Below are 18759 nucleotides of genomic sequence, written 5' to 3' on the forward strand. Positions count from 1 at the left end.
TTCAGCTCTTCCGGTTGTGCTGGCCGAGCGAGTCGGTGATGTCGGTCTGGAGGTTGCCGAAGTCCGTCGAGGCATCGCGCAGGCTCTGCCCGCTGCCGACCAGCGCGTCGCTCAGCGCGGTGATGCCCGTCTTGGCGTCCTCGACCGCGGGCAGGTACTTCTCCGCGAAGGTCATGCCGAACTTGTCCGTGCCCCAGCATCCGTGGTACGAGGTGATCTTGTCCAGGTAGTCGTCGCGGATCAGTTTGATGTGGTCGGCCACCTGGTCCAGGTTCTCGCTGCTCCGGTCGAGCCCGCCCGTGTCGACCTCGAGTCCGCTCATCGCTGTGCCTCCCTGCCCGTGCCGGCCGCGTCGTCCTCTTCGACGATCTCGTCGAGCAGTGCGCCACCGGACGAGGGGGTGGGCGCCTTCGACGGGGGCACCGGCAGTCCCTCCTCGCGGAGCGGGGCGAACAGGGTGTCCCAGTCCAGCTCCTGGAAGCCGCCCTCGCCGGTGGGTGAGAGGCCGGGGATGGGTCCGAACGGCCGGTACACGTCCGCGAGTTGCTCGGCCGCCTGGGCGCGGGCCGATCCGATGGTGGCCATCAGTACATGGGCGAGCTGGGCGGGGGGCATGGTCCGGTACCTCGCGGTGGGGAAGCGCAGGTTCGTCAGCTCGCCCTGCGGCCCGACCGTCGCCTCCACGGAGCGGTCCTTCGCCATGGCGGTCGCGGAGATCCGGGCGGCAGCGGCCCCGGCCTCGGTCAGCTTGGTCCGGGCCTCCTCGAACTCCGCAAGCGCCTCGGCCAGGTGCTCTTCCATCGGGTTGCTCATATGCGTTCCGCGCCCTTCGTCACACGCATGCCACTCGGTCCCTTCGTCCGCCCGACGACGGCCGTCACCGGCCGATCACCGCCGCCACGCCGCCCTCGTCCGTGCCCCAGGTCTCCTCGTCCTCACTCACCCAGGTGGACCGCTCGCGTTCGTCGCTCTGGGTGCTGCCGCCCGCGCCGCCCGTGCCGCCGCCCATCGGGGGCATCATCGGGGTGCCGCTGGACGAGGTGGTGCTGGGCCGCCGGCCGGCCGTCGCGGCCTCCTCCGCGGCGAGCTGAGCCGATTTGCCGTTCCGCGCCGCGGACGCCTCTCCGGCAGCCATCGCCCGGGCGCGCTCCCCGCCCAGCCCGGTTCCGGCCGCGCCCGCCGAGGCACCCGTGCCGCCGCCGGGCATGAGCCCCTGGCTGCCGAGCGGGTTCAGCGGGAGCCGGCCGGCCCCGCCGGTGTCGGTGCCGGAGTATCCGTAACCGCTTCCGCTCAGGGGGGATGTGGCGCTCCCGCCGTCCGGGTAGTCGTAGTAGTCGAAGTCGCTGAGACCGCCACCGGACTTGTTCGGCCCGAGCCCGCCGGTACCGCCCGTCGTGCCGGTCGTCCGTCCGTACGCGTCGGTGGTGACCGTGCGCCCGTCCGGATAGCTGATCCGGTGGCCGCCGTTCTTGAGCGTCTTGTCGACGGTGCCGTCCGGGTACGTCGTCGTGGACGAGCCGTCCGCGTTGTGCGTCGTCCGCGTCTGCGTACCGTTGCCGCCGACGGTGTTGAGGTGCTCGGTCCGCTTGTGGCCGTCGGCGTCGGTGGTGGTGTACGTGCCGTCGGGGCCCAGCTTGGTGGTGCTGCCGTCCTGGTACGTGGTGGACACCGTGCCGTCCTTGCCCACCTGGGACACCGAGCCGTCGGCGTACTGGACGGTGGAGGTGCCCTTGCCCAGGTGCGAGACGGTTCTGGTGCCGTCGGGGTCGACCGTGGTCACGGTCCCGTTCGCCGAGACGGAGGTCTTCGTGCCGTCCTCGTGGGTGGTGGTGGTCGTGCCGTCCTTGCCGTACACCGTGGACGAACCGTCCGCGTTCTTCACGGTCGAACCGGGCGCCGGATGGCTGGTGGTGCTGTTGCCGTGGGCGTCGGTGCTGGTGAGCACCCCGTTCGGGGCGAGCTTCGTCGAGGTGCCGTCCGGGTACTGCGTGACCGTCGTACCGTCCGGGCCGATCGTGGCCTTCGTACCGTCCTGGTAGGTGATGGTCTCGCTGCCGTCCTTGTTCAGGACCGTCTTCGAGCCGTCGGGATTGTTCGTGACGGAGGTGCCGTCGGGGTTGACGGTGGTGGTGGTGCCGTCCTTGTGCGTGGTGGTCCGCGAACCGTCGGCGTTGTACGAAGTGGTGCTGCCGTCCGGACCCTTGACCGTCCTGACGGGGTAGCCGCCGCTGCTGCTGCCGCCCGTGACGTTGGGGGAGAGCGGAGGCGGGACAACGCCCGCGGGCGTCGTCTCCTTGTGACCGTCCGGGTAGGTGGTGGTGGTCGAACCGTCCGGGTTCACCAGGCTGGTGGAGCCGTCGGGGTGGGTGATCGGGAGGTTCACGCCGCCCGGGCCGCTGCCGCCCCCCGTACCGTTGAGGCCGAGCGTGGGCGGGGGCACGATGCCGGTGCCGCCTCCGCCGCTGCCGCCGGCGCCGGTGTTCCCGCCGTTCAGGCCGAGATCGCCGCCCGCTCCGCCGCCGCCGAACTCCCCGCCGGTTTCGTTCTCCCCGATCTGCGGCGGAGGATCGACGTCACCGGCTCCGCCGCCCGCGTCCAGGTCCTTGTTGGCCTTGTCCATCTCCTTCTGGGCGTCCTCCTTCTCCTTCTCCGCCTCCTCCTTGGCCCGCCCGGCCTCGTCGCTCGCGTTCGCCTCCTTGAGGCTGCCCGCTCCGGCCTTGAACGGGAAGGACGAGTCCGAGTTCATCCCCACCATGGCCTGGTTGAGCTCCAGCATGGCCTTGCTCGCCGCCTGGTCGAGAGGAGCGAGGGTGGCGAGCCAGTTGGTGCAGGCCCGCGTGGCGAGGTTCTTCCAGTCGCTGTCGAGGGTGAGGTTGCCGTAGACCGGGTGGATGTGCAGGAACCCGTCCCCGGGCTTGTTGTTGCCGTAGTCCTGGCGCATCTTCAGGATGTTGTTCTCGTTCAGCCACAACGCCAGATCGTCGAGCAGCGCGTCGAGATGGGACGTGCCGAGCCATACGTTCGCCGGCCGGGCCCTGAGACCGGCGTACGCCGACTCGACCGCGGTCTGTACGGCCGGGTCCGAGTTGTTCAGCCAGCCGTTCCAGGCCGTGGCGAGCTCGTTCGCCGCCGTCCAGATCGCCAGTTCGGCATCGACGAGCTTGTCCCCGACCACGGAGCGGGACCTGTAATCCTTGTTGCTCTTGAACTCCCTTCCGCCGCCGGGCTGGACCGCACCCGTCCCGGGGGCGATCAGGGTGAGGAAGTCCTTGTAACCGAGGCTCACCGCGTCGATCAGGTCGCGGAAGACGTCCGCGCCGCTGCCCTGATAGGAGGAGAACTCGCTGTCGAGCTGCTTCACCCATTTTTCGAGGTCGACGGACTTGGTCGAGAAGTAGTCGACGACTCGGTTGAACGCCTCGGCGATGGGACTGAATTCCTTGAGATTGATCGCGTCGGCCGTGACGACCGCCGGGGTGTGGTCGTATCCGCCGCCGAACCCCTCCGTGGTGAAGGTGTCCCGCAGCGCCTCCAGCGCCTTTCCGTAACCCCAGTCATAGGCTCCGGCGTTTCCGGTGTTGCTCCAGTCGGCGCCGCTCGACGAACTCCACGGGAGGGAGATGGTCACCTTGTAGACGTCGAGGTAGGTGCTGGACTGCCCGTCGGAGGGGCCGTAGAACTGGATGACCCGTTCGGGCGTCTCGCCCGCCCCCACCTCGCCCGTGGTGTTGCGGTCGTCGGACACACCCGTCTTGCTGACCTTCTCGACCCGGACCCGCATCCACTCGCTGCCGGTTCCCGTCTTCGCGTCCGCACCGCCCACGGCCGCGACATTGGCCCGGGTACCGCCGTCGAAACCGGTGAGCTGTTTGACGACGGATTCCCAGCTTGGATCAACTGCCACGGGCAGGACTCTCCTTGTGCGACGAGCGGAGACGAAGGGTGAGGGTCAGGTCTTCCGGGTCGGGGCGAGGTCCCCGTCCACATCACCCAGGTCGTTCAGGAACTCCTGGCTCTTGATGTCCTCCAGGCTGTCCGCCTGGTTCTTCTTCATCGTCTCCAGCACCGTCCTCATGTTCCTCTGGATGTCCTTGAAGAGCTTCAGCTGGTTGCTGATGACGCCCGCCTGGGACCCCGCCGCGCCCGTGAGGTACTCCACCAGCGGATTCGCGCTCAGCGGGGAAGCGTCCTTCCCGACCAGTTTGCCGAGCTTGAGCACATGGCTGCTGAGACCCACCCCGGGGGAGGCCATCTGGGCACTGAGGAACTTCAGCGAGGAGATCCCACCCTTCTCGGCGTCCTTCTCCAGCGCGGTCAGCAGGTCGATGAACTCCTGCACGTCGGTGTCGATGAACCTCTGGAGAGAGTCCGTGTCCAGGTGCGACAGATTGGCCGGGTCGGCCGCCATGGCTTCTCACAATCGTCGTCGGGGAGGGGGCGGGCAGGAGCCGGCGGTCCGGGGCAGGCGGTGGATCAACCGCCGACGCGGATGTTCCCCCACTCCGACGCGCTGCGGTTCTCGTGCTTGCGGTACTGGTCCGAGATGTCGCTCAGCGTGGAGCTGTGCTTCGTCAGAACGGTTCCCAGCTGTGTGGTGGCCTGGTTCCACTTCTCCTGCAGAGCCGAGTACGTCGCGGCGTCCGCGCCCTGCCAGGCGCCGTGCAACCCGGCCAGCTCCTCGTTGAGGGCCTGCACCAGGGACTGGATGCGGTTCGTCTGGAGGCGCATGTCCTCGGCGGCCTGATCCACCCTGCTGTACTCGACGTGGATGATGCCGTCGGTCTTGTTGGAGTGATCGTAGGGGGTGGTCATGGCGAACTCCTGGAGAGGGAGGAGGGGCGGGGACGGGAGGAGGGAAGTGCCGGACGGCCTGTCAGGTCAGCTCGGCGAAGACGTCGTTCGACCGGCTGCTGGTCTGGATCGCCTCCGTGGTCCTTCCCTGAAGTCCGCGCTGGAGGACGCCGGTCTCCTGGAGCTGCTCCATCATCTGGTTGATGTTCCTGGTGATGATGTCGACCTGGCCGCTCCAGTCCGAGAGCAGCTGCTGGTACGCGCCGCCGTCCTGGCCCCCGTACGCGGCCATCAGGCCCCTCATGGTCGTGCGCACCTCCTCCTGGGACTGCTTGATGCCGCTCTGCACAGTGCTGAGGGCGTTGTAGCCCTTCTGGTTCTCGGACTGCGACGACGTCTGGAGGCTGCCGGGTTCGGCGGGGGTGTTCGACATGTCAGGTGTCCTTTCCCGGACTTGGGCGTCTGCTGATGCTAGGGAGGCCGGTGTGGCGGGGGCAATGCTCAACGGCAAGATCTGAGCTGGAATTGATCATTGTCCGACCGGGCCGGCCCCCGACGGCCGTCACGCGGGGGAAGGTGATGAACGCCCGGTCCGGCGCGGACGCCGCCCCATGACCGGCCGTTCACCCGCAGGACCCCTCCGAGGACACGGCGGGAGCCGCCCGACCGCCGCCGGCCACCGCCGCGTCCAGCACCGGACCCGTCGGCAGCATGTCCAGCAGTCGCGAGGGCACCGCCTGCGCGTGGCCGCCCTTCAGGCCGAGCCGCTCCACCGACTCAGCGTCCGGCAGCCGGTACTTGATGCCCACATCCGTGACCAGGTACGTCGTCGTGCCGATCACCGAGCCCCCCGCGCCCAGCGCCTGCACCAGCGCGCCGCCCCCGGGCCGTACCTCCAGACCGTCCACCGCCAGGCACGCATGCCGGATCTCGGGGCCGGAGGGCACCGGAGCCGCCCGTGCCGCCGTCGGTACGAGAGCCAGGGCCACCCGGGGCGCGGAGCCCTCCGGCTGGATCCGGGCGCACACCGACATGCCGGGGCCCGGGTCCCGCACGACGGGCGTACGGGACGGCCACCCCGCCGGGTCCTCGGCCGCCTCGGCAGCCGGCGCCCGGTGCTGGGCCAGCTGGTCCGCGGTGAGCGGGAGCACGGCCGGGACCGACCCCTGGTAGGCCAGCTTCGCCGTCCGGTCGTCACCCAGTACGAGGGCTGCCCCGGGAGTGCTCAGCGGGCGCAGGCCACTCTTCTCCAGCAGGAAGTGCTGGGTGACGGTGCCCGGCGATGCCAGTGCGTACACCTGGCCCGTCCGTCCGGTGCGGCCGCCGATCCGGGGTCCGGCCGCGCCCCGGCCGTCCACCTCCGGCGCGGTCAGATCGGGTCCGGCCGGCACGCTGTCGAGGAACGCCGCGGAGACGGGTACCGGCGTCGCCCCGGAGTAGCCCAGCGCCTCGGCCGCGCCGTGCTTCCCGAGCCGCAGCCGGTGATCGCCCCACAACAGATGCGTGGTTCTGTCCGGGCCCTGGACGAGAACGGCACGGTCGTCGCCGGGGGAGACCCCGCCGGTGGGCAGGCCCACCCGCAGCGACGTGACGGGGCGCCGGCCGGTGCGGTCGGCGCCCGTGCGGGCCGGTTCCTCCGCGCAGACCTGCCACGCCCCCTGCTCCAGGTCTCCGGGGCCGGGCAGCGCGTCGGGGGCGCCGGGGATGCCGACCGGGGTGCCGTGCCGCTCGCCCGCCAGGGAGGCCCCGGACACCGAGACCACCTTGAGGTCGTCGGCCGCGATCAGCTTCGCCGACGCGTAGTTGCGCACCGGGCGCAACGTCCCGTCGAGATAGAGGAAGCGGGTACCGGTGTCCTTCTGCACGATCAGGTCCGAGTCCTGCTGCCAGGTCTTGGAGCCCGCGGGCGAGATCATCCCGAAGAGCAGGAACCCGACGGTGAGGACGACTCCGAGGCCGATGCCCCAGGCCATGCCCCGGTTCGTGCGGCCCACCGGGGACTCCGGGGAGTCGGGGTCGCTCCGCAGCATGCCGCTGGTCAGCCGCCCCATGACGAAGAGATGGGCCTGGACCTGGTCCTTCCTGGACTGCATGTCCTTTCCCCTCAGCCGTTGGCGGTGCGCAGGGCCGTGTACACGCCCAGCACCCAGAGGGTCAGCGGGATCACGGCGACGGCGAGCAGGCTGTGCAGGATGTCGGCCGCCCGGCCCCAGTAGGGCAGTATCCGGCGGCCGGGCACCGTCCACGAGGCGATGGCCGCCGACACGGCGGCGGCGATGAGCGCCGCGATCAGGAACGGGCGGTGCGCGGCGTCCATCGAACCGGCGGCCCGCACCGCCATCAGGACGAGGCCGTACAGGCCCGGGAGCATGACCGCGGGCCGCTGCCACATGTTGCCGATGCCGCGCGCGTGCAGGAGCAGGAGCAGACACAGCACTCCGGCGGTGACCACGGCGGCGCTGTCCGGGCGGACCGTCACGAGAGCGGTCAGGACCACCGCGCAGATCAGACCGGTCCCCGTGTACAGGGCGGTCATCCACTCCTCGGCGAGCGCGGTGCGGCTCACCACGACCTGGCTGGGGTGGGGTTCGATGCCTTCCTGGAGCTGCTCCGCATTGGTCGGCAGGGCGGGCAGCCGCAGCCCGGACAGCCGGAAGGCGATGCTCGGGACGAGGCCGCCGAAGACGACCGCGAGGACCGCGAGGACGCTCGCCGCGTGCGCGGCCGGCCAGTCGGTGACCAGCATCAGAGCACCCCACAGGGCGCCCGCCAGCGCGACCACCGCCGCGGTCAGCAGCAGCGGCACGAAGGCGGCGACCGCGGCCACCGCCAGCACCGCCCCGCCCGCGGCCGCCGCCGAACCGGCGAGCAGCCGCGCCCCCGTCAGGTGCGCGTGCGCGTCACCGCTGGGCAGCAGCGCACCGGCCAGCCCCAGATACGGTGCGACGAGGACGCCGAGCGCGGCGCCGGCGGCGGAGTCGCCCACCGCCCGGCTCGCCGTGGCGGCGCCGAACAGCACCAGCAGCCCGGTGGCGGCCGCGACCGCGGCCCGCAGCGGTGCGGAGCCGCCCGGCAGCGCCAGCACCAGCAGCCCGGCCGCGAGCAGCACCACCGCTGTGCCGCGCAACAGCCACCGGCTGGTCCGGGCCTCCCACCCGTGCGGGCGGTCGCGCATCGTGCCGGCGACCCCGTCCACCAGGTCGTCGAAGTGGACCGGCGGCAGCACCTCGGTGCGAGGGCGGAGGAAGAGCGTCTCGCCGTCCCGCAGCGCCAGGCCCTCCGGGGTGCGCTCCACGTCCAGGGGCTCCTCGCCCAGGCGTTGCAGCACCCAGCCGCCGTGTTCGATCCCCCTCTCCGCCAGGTCGTGACCCGCGTGGTCGAGGAGGACGGGCAGCAGGTCGGACACGGGCACGTCGGCGGGGACCGCCAGATCGATGAGCCGTTCCCGGGTTCGCACCGTGAGCCGACACAGGCCGGGGGCGGATATGTCTGTCATGCGGCGGGGCCACACCTCTCCGAGGGGCGGGGATACCAAAGTTGATGACCGCACACTACCTTTGATCTTGCGTCAGGCCGCCAGCCACTGGTGCGACCGTTCCGAGCTGGGCATTCACCTGCGGCATTCACCTCCTTCGTGCCGAACCGCCCTGGGACCCCCCTGCCTCCCCACCGCCTCAGAAGCGACGAGCCCGAGGAGTAATTCCGCGTGAGCACCGTTCTGTTCCGCCGTCCCGCCCGCAGGCGGGGCCCCGACATGCCGGACGGCGAGATCAGCCTCCAGGAACCGCCCGCCCTCCCGGAGGCGGAGCCGAACACCTCGGCCATGTGGATGTACCTCCCCATGGGGCTGACGTCACTCGCCATGATGATGATGTTCATCAGGCCCGGCCAGGCGACGACCTTCAGCTACCTGGCCATCGGGCTGATGCTGCTCTCGTCCGTCGCGATGATCGTGGGACAGCTGATGCGCAGCGCGGGCGAACGCAAGCGCAAACTCAAGGGTGAGCGGCGGGACTACCTGCGGTACCTGGCCCAGACCCGGCGCAAGATCCGCCGCACGGTGGCCGATCAGCAGAAGGCCCTGGCCTGGCGGCACCCGGACCCGGCCGGGCTGTGGGCGCTGACCGGTACCAGCCGGCAGTGGGAACGCCGCCCCGCCGACGAGGACTTCGCGGAAGTACGGGTCGCCGTCGGCGAGCAGAAGCTCGGCACCCGGCTCGCCCCGCTGGCCACCAAGCCCGTCGAGGACCTGGAGCCGCTCACCGCGCACGCCCTGCGCAGCTTCATCCGGGCGTACGGCACCGTGCCCGGCCAGCCCATCGCCCTCTACCTGCGGGCCTGGTCGCGGATTCTCGTGCACGGCGACAACGAGCGGGCCCGTGCCCTCGCCCGCGCCCTGATCGCCCAGCTCGCGGCCTTCCACGCCCCCGAGGAACTCACCGTCGCGCTCTGCGTCTCCGACGCGCGGCGCGCCGAGTGGGAGTGGGTGAAGTGGCTGCCGCACACCCAGCACGCCTACCAGCGCGACGGCGCGGGTCAGGCCCGTACCGTCGCGGCAGGACTCGTGGAGCTGGACGAGCTGCTCGGCGCGGACTTCACCGAACGCCCCCCGTTCGACCCGGAGACCGCGCCCGGCCGCGACGAGCCCTTCACCGTCGTCGTCGTGGACGGCGGCACCGTGCCCGGCGGCCACCGCCTGGAAGGGGCCGGGTACCGCAACGCCGTCGTCGTCGACCTGTCGGAGACGCTCGTCTGGAAGCCCGCCCGCGGCACACTGCGGCTGCGCATCGACGACGACGGACTCCACCTGGTGCGCACCGACCGCGAACGCAAGGAGCAGTCCACCCTCCTGGGCGAGCCCGACACGCTCGGTCCGGTCGCCGCCCGCACGCTGGCCGCCCGGCTCGCTCCCTACCGCCTCGGCGGCGGTGCGGTCTCGGCCGAGCCGTTCGCCTCCGACACCGAACTCACCACCTTGCTCGGCATCGCGGACCTGCGTCGTCACGACCCCGCCAAGCTGTGGGGCGCCCGCCCGCTGGAGAGCCGCGACCGGCTGCGGGTACCGATAGCGATCGGCGAGGACGGGCTGCCCGTCGAACTCGACATCAAAGAATCCGCCCAGGGCGGCATGGGCCCGCACGGCATGCTCATCGGGGCCACCGGCTCCGGCAAGAGCGAACTGCTGCGCACCCTGGTGCTGGGCCTCGCTCTCACCCACTCCTCCGAGACCCTCAACTTCGTGCTCGTCGACTTCAAGGGCGGCGCCACCTTCCTCGGCATGGATGAGCTGCCGCACACCTCGGCCGTCATCACGAACCTGGCCGAGGAACTCCCCCTCGTCGGACGCATGCAGGACGCCTTGCACGGTGAACTGATGAGGCGTCAGGAACTGTTGCGCCGGGCCGGGAACTACTCCTCCGTGCTGGAGTACGAGAAGGCCCGCGCCTCCGGCACCCCGCTGGCACCGCTGCCCTCGCTCTTCATCGTCGTGGACGAGTTCTCCGAACTCCTCTCGGCGCACCGCGACTTCATGGAGCTCTTCGTGATGATCGGCCGTCTCGGCCGCTCGCTCGGCGTCCATCTCCTGCTCGCCTCGCAGCGGTTGGAGGAGGGCCGCATGCACCAGCTGGAGTCCCACCTCTCCTACCGCATCGGTCTGCGCACCTTCTCCGCGATCGAGAGCCGCGGGGTGCTCGGTGTCCCCGACGCCTACCACCTGCCACCCACCCCGGGCAGCGGCTACCTGAAGAGCGGCGTCGAAGCGCTGACCCGGTTCCGTGCCGCGTACGTCTCCGGGGCGTACACGAGCAGGCGTGGTGCCGTCCAGCAGGCGCAGATCGCCCGCCAGGTCGTGCCGTGGGGCACCGACTGGGTGGTGCCGCGCACCCTTCCCGCCGCCCCCGAACCGGTGACCGCCGAGCCCGACTCCGGCGAGTCCCTCCTCGCGCTCGCGCTCGACCGGCTGCGCGACAGCGGCCCGCCCGCCCGCCAGGTGTGGCTGCCTCCGCTGGGCGCCCCGCCGGCCCTCGACGCACTGCTGCCGCCCCTGTTCCCGGACCCCGACTTCGGCCTCACCACGACCGGTTCCGCCGACCGGGGCAAGCTGCGCATCCCCGTCGGCATCGTCGACAAGCCCTTCGACCAGGTGCGCGACCTGCTCACGGTCGACTTCTCCGGCGCGGGCGGACACCTCGCCGTCGCCGGTGGTCCGCAGAGCGGCAAGTCCACCGTGCTGCGGACCCTCATCGCCGCGCTCGCCCTCACCCACACCCCGCGCGAAGTGCAGTTCTACTGCCTGGACTTCGGGGGTGGCGCACTGCTCGGGCTCGCCGGGCTGCCGCACGTCGGCGGGGTCGCCGGCCGTCTCGACCGGGAACGGATCTCCCGTACCCTCGCCGAGGTCACCTCGCTGCTCAACCGGCGGGAGCTGTTCTTCCAGGAGCAGGGCATCGACTCCATGGCCACCTACCGCAGGCGACGGGCCGAGGGGCAGTACCCGGACGAGCCGCTGGGCGACGTCTTCCTCGTCGTGGACGGCTGGTCCACGGTGCGCAGTGACATGTTCGACGACATCGCCGTCTTCAACGGCATCGCCACCCGGGGCCTCAACTACGGCGTCCACCTCATGGTCAGCACCTCCCGCTGGGTGGAGCTCTCCGCCGCCCTCCGCGACCAGGTCGGCAACCGCCTGGAGCTGCGGATGGGCGACCCGATGGACTCCGCCATCGACATCCGCAAGGCCGGCACCGTGCCCGCCGTCCCCGGACGCGGTCTGAGCAACGAGAAGCTCCACTTCCTCGCCGCACTCCCGCGCATCGACGGCGGCGAGGACGCGGAGGACCTCACCGACGCCCTCGCGGACCTCGTCGAGGCCGTCGCGGAGAACTGGGACGCCCCGCCGGCCCCGCCCGTGCGCATGCTGCCCGCCCGCCTCACCACCGCCGACCTGCCGCCGACCGACCCGGAGCGGCCGCTGCGCGTCCCGTTCGGCCTGGACGAAGCCGAACTCTCGCCGGTCTGGCACGACTTCGCCCAGAGCCCGCACCTGATGCTGGTCGGGGACACGGAGAGCGGCAAGACCAGCGCGCTGCGGCTGCTCGCCCAGCAGATCGTCGCGACCCACACCCCCCAGCAGGCGCGCATCCTGGTCGTCGACTACCGCCGCGAGCTCGTCGAGGCGGTCCCCGAGGAGTACCGGCTCGGCCACGCCGTGGCGGCGGACCCGCTGCGCGAACTCGTCGACGGGGTCACCCGGGCGATGGTCGTCCGCGCCCCCGGCGAGGAGATCTCCCCGGCCCGGATGCGGCGGGCCGACTGGTGGACCGGGCCGCGCCTCTTCGTGCTCGTCGACGACTACGAGATGGTCGGCACCGGCTTCAGCGGCCCCTTCGAACCGCTGCTGCCGCACATTCCGCTCGGCTACGAGGTCGGCCTCCACCTGGTCGTGGCCCGCGCCTCGACCGGCGCGTCACGCCAGGACCCCCTGATGCGCAAGCTCCAGGAGGTCAACTCCCCGGCCCTCCAGCTGTCCTGCCCGCCCTCGGAGGGATACGTCTTCGACAGCGTCAAACCGAAAATCCTGCCACCGGGGCGTGCGCTGCGGATCGCCCGCCGCAAGGCCGCGCTCGTCCAGATCGCGCTGCCCCGCGAGGTGGCACCGCCGGAGGAGGAACGCGGCCAGTAGTGCCGGTCGCGGCACTGGCCGTCAGGGGGCGCCGCCACCCCCGCGGGCGTCCCCGGTGCCCAGTCGGCCCGGCCGCCAGCCTCTGGCCCGCCCCCGCGGCAGCGCCACCGCGAAGAACGCCACGAGCAGGGCCACCCCCGCGGCGCCCGCCGTGACCAGCAGCGCGGTGTTCCTGGCGCCCGCGGTGTCCGGGTGCGACACCGGCCGCACCGGGTCCGGGCGGGCCGCCGCCGCCCGCGCGGCCGGAGCCTCCGCGCCCGCCACCGCCCCGTAGGGGTCCAGCGCCGGAAGGTCCGCCGGGTACGCCGTGCGCAGCAGCCTCTCCCGCACCTGGGCCGCGCTCAGCTCCGGGTGGTAGGAGCGCACCAGCGCCGCCGTGCCCGCCGTCACCGCCGCCGCCAGCGACGCGCCGGAGCCCGTCCACAGCCCGCCGTCCACCGGGCCCGGACCGACGAGCGCGTCGCCGGGCGCGGTGATGTCGGCGCGCGTGAAGGGCGGGGCGCCGTCCGGACGGGTGCCCCGCGGGCCGGTGTCCAGCACGGCGAGGACATCCTTCGGAGGTGCGGGAGCGGCCTCGGCGGGAGCATCGGCGCCCGTGGACAGCGGCACACTGTCCGCCGCCGCCGGGGCCACCACCAGCGAGTCCTTGGCCGCGGCCACCGCCAGAGCCGCCCGTACCGCCTTGTCCGCGCCGTCCAGCGGAGCGGTCACGGTGATCACCCCGGCTCCGTGCTCGGCCGCTGCCCGCACGCCGGCCGCCAGCCGGGCCGGATCGGGTTCGCCGCGGACGCCCGTGCCCCGTACGGCCAGGATCCTCGCCTGCGGGGCGACCCCGGCGAAGCCCTGGCCGGGAGTGGCCGCACCCGCGATCAGACCCGCCTGGAAGGTCCCCCGTCCCACGCAGTCCTTGCCCGCGTCGTCCACCGCGTCGACCCGGCCGGCCAGCACGGCGGGCCCGTCGCTCACCCCGGTGCCGACGACCGCGACGGTCACGCCCCGTCCCTGCGACAGGGGCCACACCTGGTCCAGACCGAGCGCCCTGCGCGTCCAGGGGGCGTCGGAGGTGGCACGGCCCTTGAAGGCCGTGCACGCCTGCTGCTCGGACAGTCGCTCGGGGACCCCGGGCAGCACCACCTGTCCGGCGCTGTCGTCCGCGAGGGCGAGCCGGCCCGGCAGGGCGATCAGAGCGGTGCAGAGCAGCAGAACGGCCGTACGGCGGTGCATGCGGGGCTTTCCCTTTGTTCGGTGAGACGGTCCGGGGAGGACTGCGCGGCGGGACGGCCGGGCGCCCCTCAGGAAGGCTGCGGCAGACCGGTCAGGTCCTCCGGCAGCAGGAGCTGCAGATCGTCCAGGCTGGGCGCAGCGACCGCGCTCAGCCGCCCCGCCTGACGAGTCATCATCCCCTCCAGGGTCTGCCGCGCGAGGCGTGCGTTGCCGAACGTACGCCCCCTCGGCAGCCCGTCGAAGTGCGCGCGCAGCGCGGTGGCGGCGCCGGGCGCGCACTCGTAGCCGTTGTCGACGGCGTGCTGGCGCACGATGGTGACCAGCTCGTCGGAGGAGTAGTCGGGGAACTCGATGTGCCGGGGGAAGCGGGAGGCGAGACCCGGGTTGGAGTCCAGGAAGCGCGCCATCTCCTCGGTGTAGCCCGCCGCGATCACCACCACCTCGTCGCGGTGGTCCTCCATCAGCTTCAGGAGGGTGTCCACGGCCTCCTGACCGAAGTCGGAGGAACCGCCGCTCCCCGCGGGGGTGAGGGTGTACGCCTCGTCGATGAAGAGCACACCGCCGAGCGCCCGCGTGAACACCTCCTTCGTGAGCTGCGCCGTGTGCCCGACCCACCGGCCCACCAGATCGGCCCGCGACACCTCGACCAGCTGGCCGCGCGGCAGCACCCCGAGCGAGGCCAGCAGTTCCCCGTACAGCCGGGCCACCGTCGTCTTCCCGGTACCGGGCGGGCCCGCGAAGACCAGGTGATTGCTGATGCGCGGTGCCGGCAGCCCGGCCTCGGTGCGGCGACGGGCGGTGGCCAGCAGATTGACCAGATCACCCACCTCCCGCTTGACCGCGGCGAGCCCCACCAGCGCGTCCAGCCGCAGCAGCGGGTCCTCGTCGGGCTTGTGGTCCACCGCCGCGCTCACGCCGACGTCCTTCGCGGTCAGTACCGCCAGATCGCGTTCACCGACCTCCGCCAGGGCCGCCAGCCGGGACGCCTGGCGGTCCACCATCTCCTCGAACACCTTGCGGGCGGTGCGCCCGTTGCCGAACGCCGCGTCGCGCGGAATGGCGTCGAAGTGGCCGTGCAACGCGGTCCTGGCCGCCGGTTCCAGTTCGTAGTGGTGCCCCGTGCACATCCGTTCGACGATGGTGACCAGCTCGTCCGAGGTGTAGTCGGTGAACTCCACGGTGCGGGTGAACCGGGAGGCCAGACCGGGGTTGGAGGCGAGGAAACCGGTCATCTCCGCCGGGTAGCCGGCTGCGACGACCACCACGTCCTCCCGGTGGTCCTCCATCAGCTTCACCAGCGTGTCGATGGCCTCCCGGCCGAAGTCCGCGCCCGAGCCGCCGTCGGAAACCAGGGTGTACGCCTCGTCGACGAACAGCACCCCGCCGAGCGCCTCGTTGAACTTCTCGGTGGTCTTGATCGCGGTGCCGCCGACGATCTGGGCCACCAGGTCGGCTCGCGAGACCTCCACCAGGTGGCCGCTGCGCAGCACTCCGAGCGACGCGAGGATCGACCCGTACAGCCGGGCCACCGTCGTCTTGCCGGTGCCGGGCGGGCCCGCGAACACCAGATGGCGGCTCATCGGCGGGGCGGGCATGCCGAGGCTGGCGCGCCGCTGCGCCAGCCGGTTCAGGTTGATCAGCGTCAGCACCTGCTGCTTCACGTCGGCGAGACCGATCAGGGATTCCAGCTCGGCCACCGGGCCGGTGTCGCCGTCCGGTTCTGCGGTCATCGGGACCGCGCCTCCCGGCAGCCGTCCACCGCCCGCCGCCTCGGCGCCCGCGGCGCTGCCCCAGGCGTCCGGAGCACCGTTGTCCGCACTGGTCAGACCTTCGACGGCGAGCCGGTCACCGGGCACCGCCTGCCGCAGCCCGCTGCCCCGGTTGTCCCGTACCGTGCAGCCGGTCAGCGACGCCGGGTCGGTGCCCTCCACCCGTACGCCGTCGGCGCCGGAGCCGGACACCTCGCAGGACTTCAGGGCCGCCCGCGCGCCCGCGGTGACCAGCACCCCGTGCTCGCCCGAGCCGGTGACCCGCGCCCGCGCGGCGGACAACTCGCCCTCCGGATCGACCCGGACGCCCGCACCGGCCGCGTCCTCGACGGCCGTGTCGCGCAGGGTGACCGTGCCGAGCGCCCCGACGTGCACGCCCGACGCGGCCGCCCCCCGCAGCGTGCTGCCGCCGACGTACAGGCTGCCGTGCCCCGAGACGTGCACGGCCGAGCCGGCCGACGCCTCGACGACACACTCCTCGAGCCGGCCCCGCCCGTCCTTGGTGACCTCCACCCCGTGCGAACCCGGCCGGGTGACGGTGGCGCGGCGCAGCAGCGGGTTGGCGCCGGTACGGACGACGATGCCGGAGCCGCCCGCGTCCCGTACCTCCAGGCGGTCGAACTCACCCGCCGAGTCCTCGTCGAGGAGTACCCCGACGGCCTCCGCGTCCGCCACGACGGTCCCCGTCAGTACCGGCGAGGAGAACCCGTTGATCCGGATCCCCGCGTCTTTCGCGGAGGTGAACACGCAGTCCTTGAACGTGCCCCGGCTGCGTTCGGTCACGAACAGCCCGTGACCTGCCGTCCGTTCCGTACGGCAGGCGGTCAGGGCGGGGGAGCTGCCGGCGCCCAGCACGAAGCCGTGACCGGTCGTGTCGGTGACCGTCACCTCCTGCAGCACGGTCTGGCCGGTCGAGCTGACGTACACCCCGACCACCGCCTCGCGGACCGAGCCGCGCACCATGCGCACCGTGCTGTCCTCCTCGACGGCGACGCCCGGCTTGTCCGCCGCGGATATCTCGCAGTCCTCCAGGTGCAGGTGTGCCTGGCCGTTCGTCAGGACCCCGTTGCCCCGGGTGTCGCGCAGCCGGCCGCCGCGTACGGTGATCCGCCCGCGCTCGCCGGCCACCACCGCGGAGGTGCCCAGATGCTCGACGACGCAGTCCTCCAGGAAGCTCTCGTTCCCGGACGTCGAGACCACACCGGCGCCCGCCGGATTGCTGACCCGGCACTCGCGCAGGACGAGGGACCCGCTGCCCCGCGCGAAGAGTGCCGCCCACGCCGACCCGTGCACCTCGCACCGGTCCATCGCGATCTGCCCGTGGGGTGAGTCGACGACCGGCAACTCGTCGTCGTGGCCGCGCAGCACCAGATCGCTCACCATCACGGCGTCACCCATGAGGGTCAGCGCGGTGCCGCGCCGGGGCGCCAGCTCCACCGTTCCGGGCCCCTCGGAGGCGGTCAGCGTGATCGCCGTGGAAACGCTGAGGGACTCCTGGTAGCGACCGGGACCGATGCTGACGACGGCACCGTTACGGGCCTGTGCGACGGCCTCCGCGACGGTGCGGAAATCGCCCGAGCCGTCCCCTGCGACGGTGAGCATCTGGCGTGACACGTATCTGACCTCCCGGCCCCCGGGGCCGGTGGGGCGGCGGGGACACGCGGCATGTGGTGGGACGTACGGAACTTGAGTGCCCATCATGCCTGTCGGCGCAGGTCGACCGCCATGGTGGTCCGGGCCCGGTCCGCCTGTCCGGAGCCGGCCCGTGCCCGGACGGGACCGCCAAGGCACGGACCGGGAGCATCAGGGAGCGACTCGTCTCCGTCCCGCAGTGGGGCGGGCAGCCTCCAGCCCCTGCGCCGAGCTCTCGGAGCACGCTCCCGGAGCCCACGGTGCCAGCGGTGCGAGGGTGCGCGACGGGTCAGGCGAGTGGCTCGTGGTTGGCCCAGATCGCCTTGTACGGGTGGCGGGCCTGCCAGCGGTCGATGAACTCGCGGATGCCCGGGAGGGTGAAAGCGGTGTTGAGGGCGTCGAGGTCGGCCAGTCCGAACCGGACGACGGCGGAGGCGACGGCCACCGGGGCGTGGTCGTCGCCTGGGACGCGGAGGTGGCGCCGGGCTCCGAACGACTCGAACGCGCCGGTGTCCATGGCCAGCTCTTCGAGCTCTTCCAGGTATGCGTCGAGCTCGTTCGTGGGAATCGGTTCGTCGAAGGCAACGATCATCGTGTGGTGAATCATGCCCCGATTGAACTGCGGTTTCTTATCGAAAGTCCAAGGTCGGCGGGTTCTCGATCCATTCCCGAAAGGAATGGACGGACCAGTATTCTGGCGCCATGGCCGAGCTGGAGACCCGTGAACTGGAGTACTTCGCCGCCCTCGCCGAGGAGCTGCATTTCGGCCGGGCGGCACAGCGGCTGGGGATCGCGCAGCCGGCCCTGTCCAAGGCGGTACGGCGGCTGGAGGACCGGCTCGGGGTGGTGCTCGTGGAGCGATCCAGCCGGTACGTCGCCCTCACCTCCGCCGGGAAGGCGCTGCACCACCACGGCCGTCACGCGCTGCTCGCCGTCGGGGCGGCGGCCGAGAAGGCCCGTCGGGCCGGGGAGCGGGAGACCCGGCTGCGCATGGTGATCAAGCCCGGCGGGGACGCGGATCTGCTGTCCGGCATCCTGGCCGCCTACTCCCGCCGCCCCGACGCTCGGCAGGTGGACATCCTGTTCGGAGGCTCCACCGACCGCGCCGATCACGTGCGCGACGGCCGGGCGGACGTGGCGCTGCTGTACACGCCCTTCGACGACCTGACCGGGCTCGATCACGAGACGCTGATGGTCGAAGGCCGAGTGGCGGTCCTGCCGCCGGACCACCGGCTCGCCGGCCGCAGCGAGGTCACCCTCGCCGACCTCGCCCGGGAGACGTTGCCGCGCTGGAAGGGCATCCGCCGAGACGGGGTTCCGGGTGTCGAGCCCGCCACCGACTCCGGGCCGGAGGTCGCCGATGGCGCTGAGCTGACGCACATGATCCTGCTGGGACGAGCGATCGCGGTGCTGCCGCGTTCGCTGGCCCGGCCACTGCACCCGGGGCTCGTGCACGTCCCGGTGGCCGACGCGCCGCGCAGTGCGCTCGTCCTCGCCTGGGGCCTGGAAGACCGACGGCGACTGGTCGCGGACTTCGTCGCCGCGGCGGTGGAGGCGACACAGGGCTGAGTCCGGAGAACCCGTTCCGGGAGCCACGAGGAGCGGTCCGGCCCGGAACCTGGTGCTATGGAACGGGACGCCGTCGTCGGAGGGACCACC

General features: G+C 72.1%; 13 protein-coding genes. 2 read left to right on the forward strand and 11 right to left on the reverse strand.

Going from position 1 to position 18759, the window contains the following annotated elements; all coding sequences use genetic code 11:
* Nucleotide 1: 1 nt before the first annotated feature.
* From ACFYPN_RS17015 to eccD, 8 genes are all read right to left on the reverse strand, one after another.
* The gene (locus tag ACFYPN_RS17015) at nt 2–322 is read right to left on the reverse strand and encodes a hypothetical protein (protein ID WP_358757021.1); all 321 of its coding nucleotides are present in this window, start codon (nt 320–322) and stop codon (nt 2–4) included.
* Nucleotides 319–813, reverse strand: a complete 495-nt coding sequence (locus ACFYPN_RS17020) for a YbaB/EbfC family nucleoid-associated protein (RefSeq protein ID WP_358757023.1) — start codon at nt 811–813, stop codon at nt 319–321. Before ACFYPN_RS17020 ends, ACFYPN_RS17015 begins: the two co-directional genes overlap by 4 nt.
* A gap of 64 nt (nt 814–877) precedes the next feature.
* A complete protein-coding gene (locus ACFYPN_RS17025; RefSeq protein WP_389298943.1) occupies nt 878–3904 on the reverse strand; it encodes an AAWKG family protein in 3027 nt (1008 codons plus the stop codon).
* Nucleotides 3905–3949: 45 nt separating this feature from the next.
* Nucleotides 3950–4408, reverse strand: a complete 459-nt coding sequence (locus ACFYPN_RS17030) for a type VII secretion system-associated protein (RefSeq protein ID WP_358757026.1) — start codon at nt 4406–4408, stop codon at nt 3950–3952.
* A gap of 65 nt (nt 4409–4473) precedes the next feature.
* A complete protein-coding gene (locus ACFYPN_RS17035; protein WP_358757028.1) occupies nt 4474–4812 on the reverse strand; it encodes a WXG100 family type VII secretion target in 339 nt (112 codons plus the stop codon).
* A gap of 61 nt (nt 4813–4873) precedes the next feature.
* Nucleotides 4874–5224, reverse strand: coding sequence for a hypothetical protein (locus ACFYPN_RS17040; protein WP_358757030.1), 351 nt, complete (start codon nt 5222–5224; stop codon nt 4874–4876).
* A 190-nt stretch (nt 5225–5414) separates the two neighbouring features.
* The gene (gene eccB / locus ACFYPN_RS17045) at nt 5415–6884 is read right to left on the reverse strand and encodes a type VII secretion protein EccB (protein ID WP_358757032.1); all 1470 of its coding nucleotides are present in this window, start codon (nt 6882–6884) and stop codon (nt 5415–5417) included.
* 11 nt (nt 6885–6895) lie between these two features.
* The gene (eccD, locus tag ACFYPN_RS17050) at nt 6896–8287 is read right to left on the reverse strand and encodes a type VII secretion integral membrane protein EccD (RefSeq protein WP_389298948.1); all 1392 of its coding nucleotides are present in this window, start codon (nt 8285–8287) and stop codon (nt 6896–6898) included.
* A gap of 210 nt (nt 8288–8497) precedes the next feature.
* On the opposite strand from eccD, the gene eccCa reads away from it, so the two are divergent.
* Nucleotides 8498–12475, forward strand: coding sequence for a type VII secretion protein EccCa (eccCa, locus tag ACFYPN_RS17055; RefSeq protein WP_389298950.1), 3978 nt, complete (start codon nt 8498–8500; stop codon nt 12473–12475).
* Between the two features lie 21 nt (nt 12476–12496).
* On the opposite strand, the gene ACFYPN_RS17060 is transcribed toward eccCa, so the two are convergent.
* The 3 genes from ACFYPN_RS17060 to ACFYPN_RS17070 all read right to left on the reverse strand — a co-directional run bounded on the left by ACFYPN_RS17060 (nt 12497) and on the right by ACFYPN_RS17070 (nt 17707).
* The gene (locus ACFYPN_RS17060) at nt 12497–13699 is read right to left on the reverse strand and encodes a S8 family serine peptidase (RefSeq protein WP_389298953.1); all 1203 of its coding nucleotides are present in this window, start codon (nt 13697–13699) and stop codon (nt 12497–12499) included.
* 68 nt (nt 13700–13767) lie between these two features.
* The gene (locus tag ACFYPN_RS17065) at nt 13768–17070 is read right to left on the reverse strand and encodes a right-handed parallel beta-helix repeat-containing protein (protein WP_389299003.1); all 3303 of its coding nucleotides are present in this window, start codon (nt 17068–17070) and stop codon (nt 13768–13770) included.
* Nucleotides 17071–17389: 319 nt separating this feature from the next.
* The gene (locus ACFYPN_RS17070) at nt 17390–17707 is read right to left on the reverse strand and encodes a hypothetical protein (RefSeq protein ID WP_358757040.1); all 318 of its coding nucleotides are present in this window, start codon (nt 17705–17707) and stop codon (nt 17390–17392) included.
* A 95-nt stretch (nt 17708–17802) separates the two neighbouring features.
* Between ACFYPN_RS17070 and ACFYPN_RS17075 the strand changes: the two genes are divergently transcribed.
* Complete coding sequence (locus tag ACFYPN_RS17075) at nt 17803–18669, forward strand: LysR family transcriptional regulator (protein ID WP_389298955.1); 867 nt, start codon at nt 17803–17805, stop codon at nt 18667–18669.
* Nucleotides 18670–18759: the final 90 nt, after the last annotated feature.

The organism is Streptomyces sp. NPDC005576, from assembly GCF_042871745.1.
GTDB lineage: Bacteria > Actinomycetota > Actinomycetes > Streptomycetales > Streptomycetaceae > Streptomyces.

Coding starts and splice junctions, on each gene's coding strand:
- ACFYPN_RS17015 (WP_358757021.1), bottom strand. CDS start 322: ATGAGCGGACTCGAGGTCGACACGGGCGGGCTCGACCGGAGCAGCGAG.
- ACFYPN_RS17020 (WP_358757023.1), bottom strand. CDS start 813: ATGAGCAACCCGATGGAAGAGCACCTGGCCGAGGCGCTTGCGGAGTTC.
- ACFYPN_RS17030 (WP_358757026.1), bottom strand. CDS start 4,408: ATGGCGGCCGACCCGGCCAATCTGTCGCACCTGGACACGGACTCTCTC.
- ACFYPN_RS17035 (WP_358757028.1), bottom strand. CDS start 4,812: ATGACCACCCCCTACGATCACTCCAACAAGACCGACGGCATCATCCAC.
- ACFYPN_RS17040 (WP_358757030.1), bottom strand. CDS start 5,224: ATGTCGAACACCCCCGCCGAACCCGGCAGCCTCCAGACGTCGTCGCAG.
- eccB (WP_358757032.1), bottom strand. CDS start 6,884: ATGCAGTCCAGGAAGGACCAGGTCCAGGCCCATCTCTTCGTCATGGGG.
- eccD (WP_389298948.1), bottom strand. CDS start 8,287: ATGACAGACATATCCGCCCCCGGCCTGTGTCGGCTCACGGTGCGAACC.
- ACFYPN_RS17060 (WP_389298953.1), bottom strand. CDS start 13,699: ATGCACCGCCGTACGGCCGTTCTGCTGCTCTGCACCGCTCTGATCGCC.
- ACFYPN_RS17065 (WP_389299003.1), bottom strand. CDS start 17,070: ATGCTCACCGTCGCAGGGGACGGCTCGGGCGATTTCCGCACCGTCGCG.
- ACFYPN_RS17070 (WP_358757040.1), bottom strand. CDS start 17,707: ATGATTCACCACACGATGATCGTTGCCTTCGACGAACCGATTCCCACG.
- ACFYPN_RS17075 (WP_389298955.1), top strand. CDS start 17,803: ATGGCCGAGCTGGAGACCCGTGAACTGGAGTACTTCGCCGCCCTCGCC.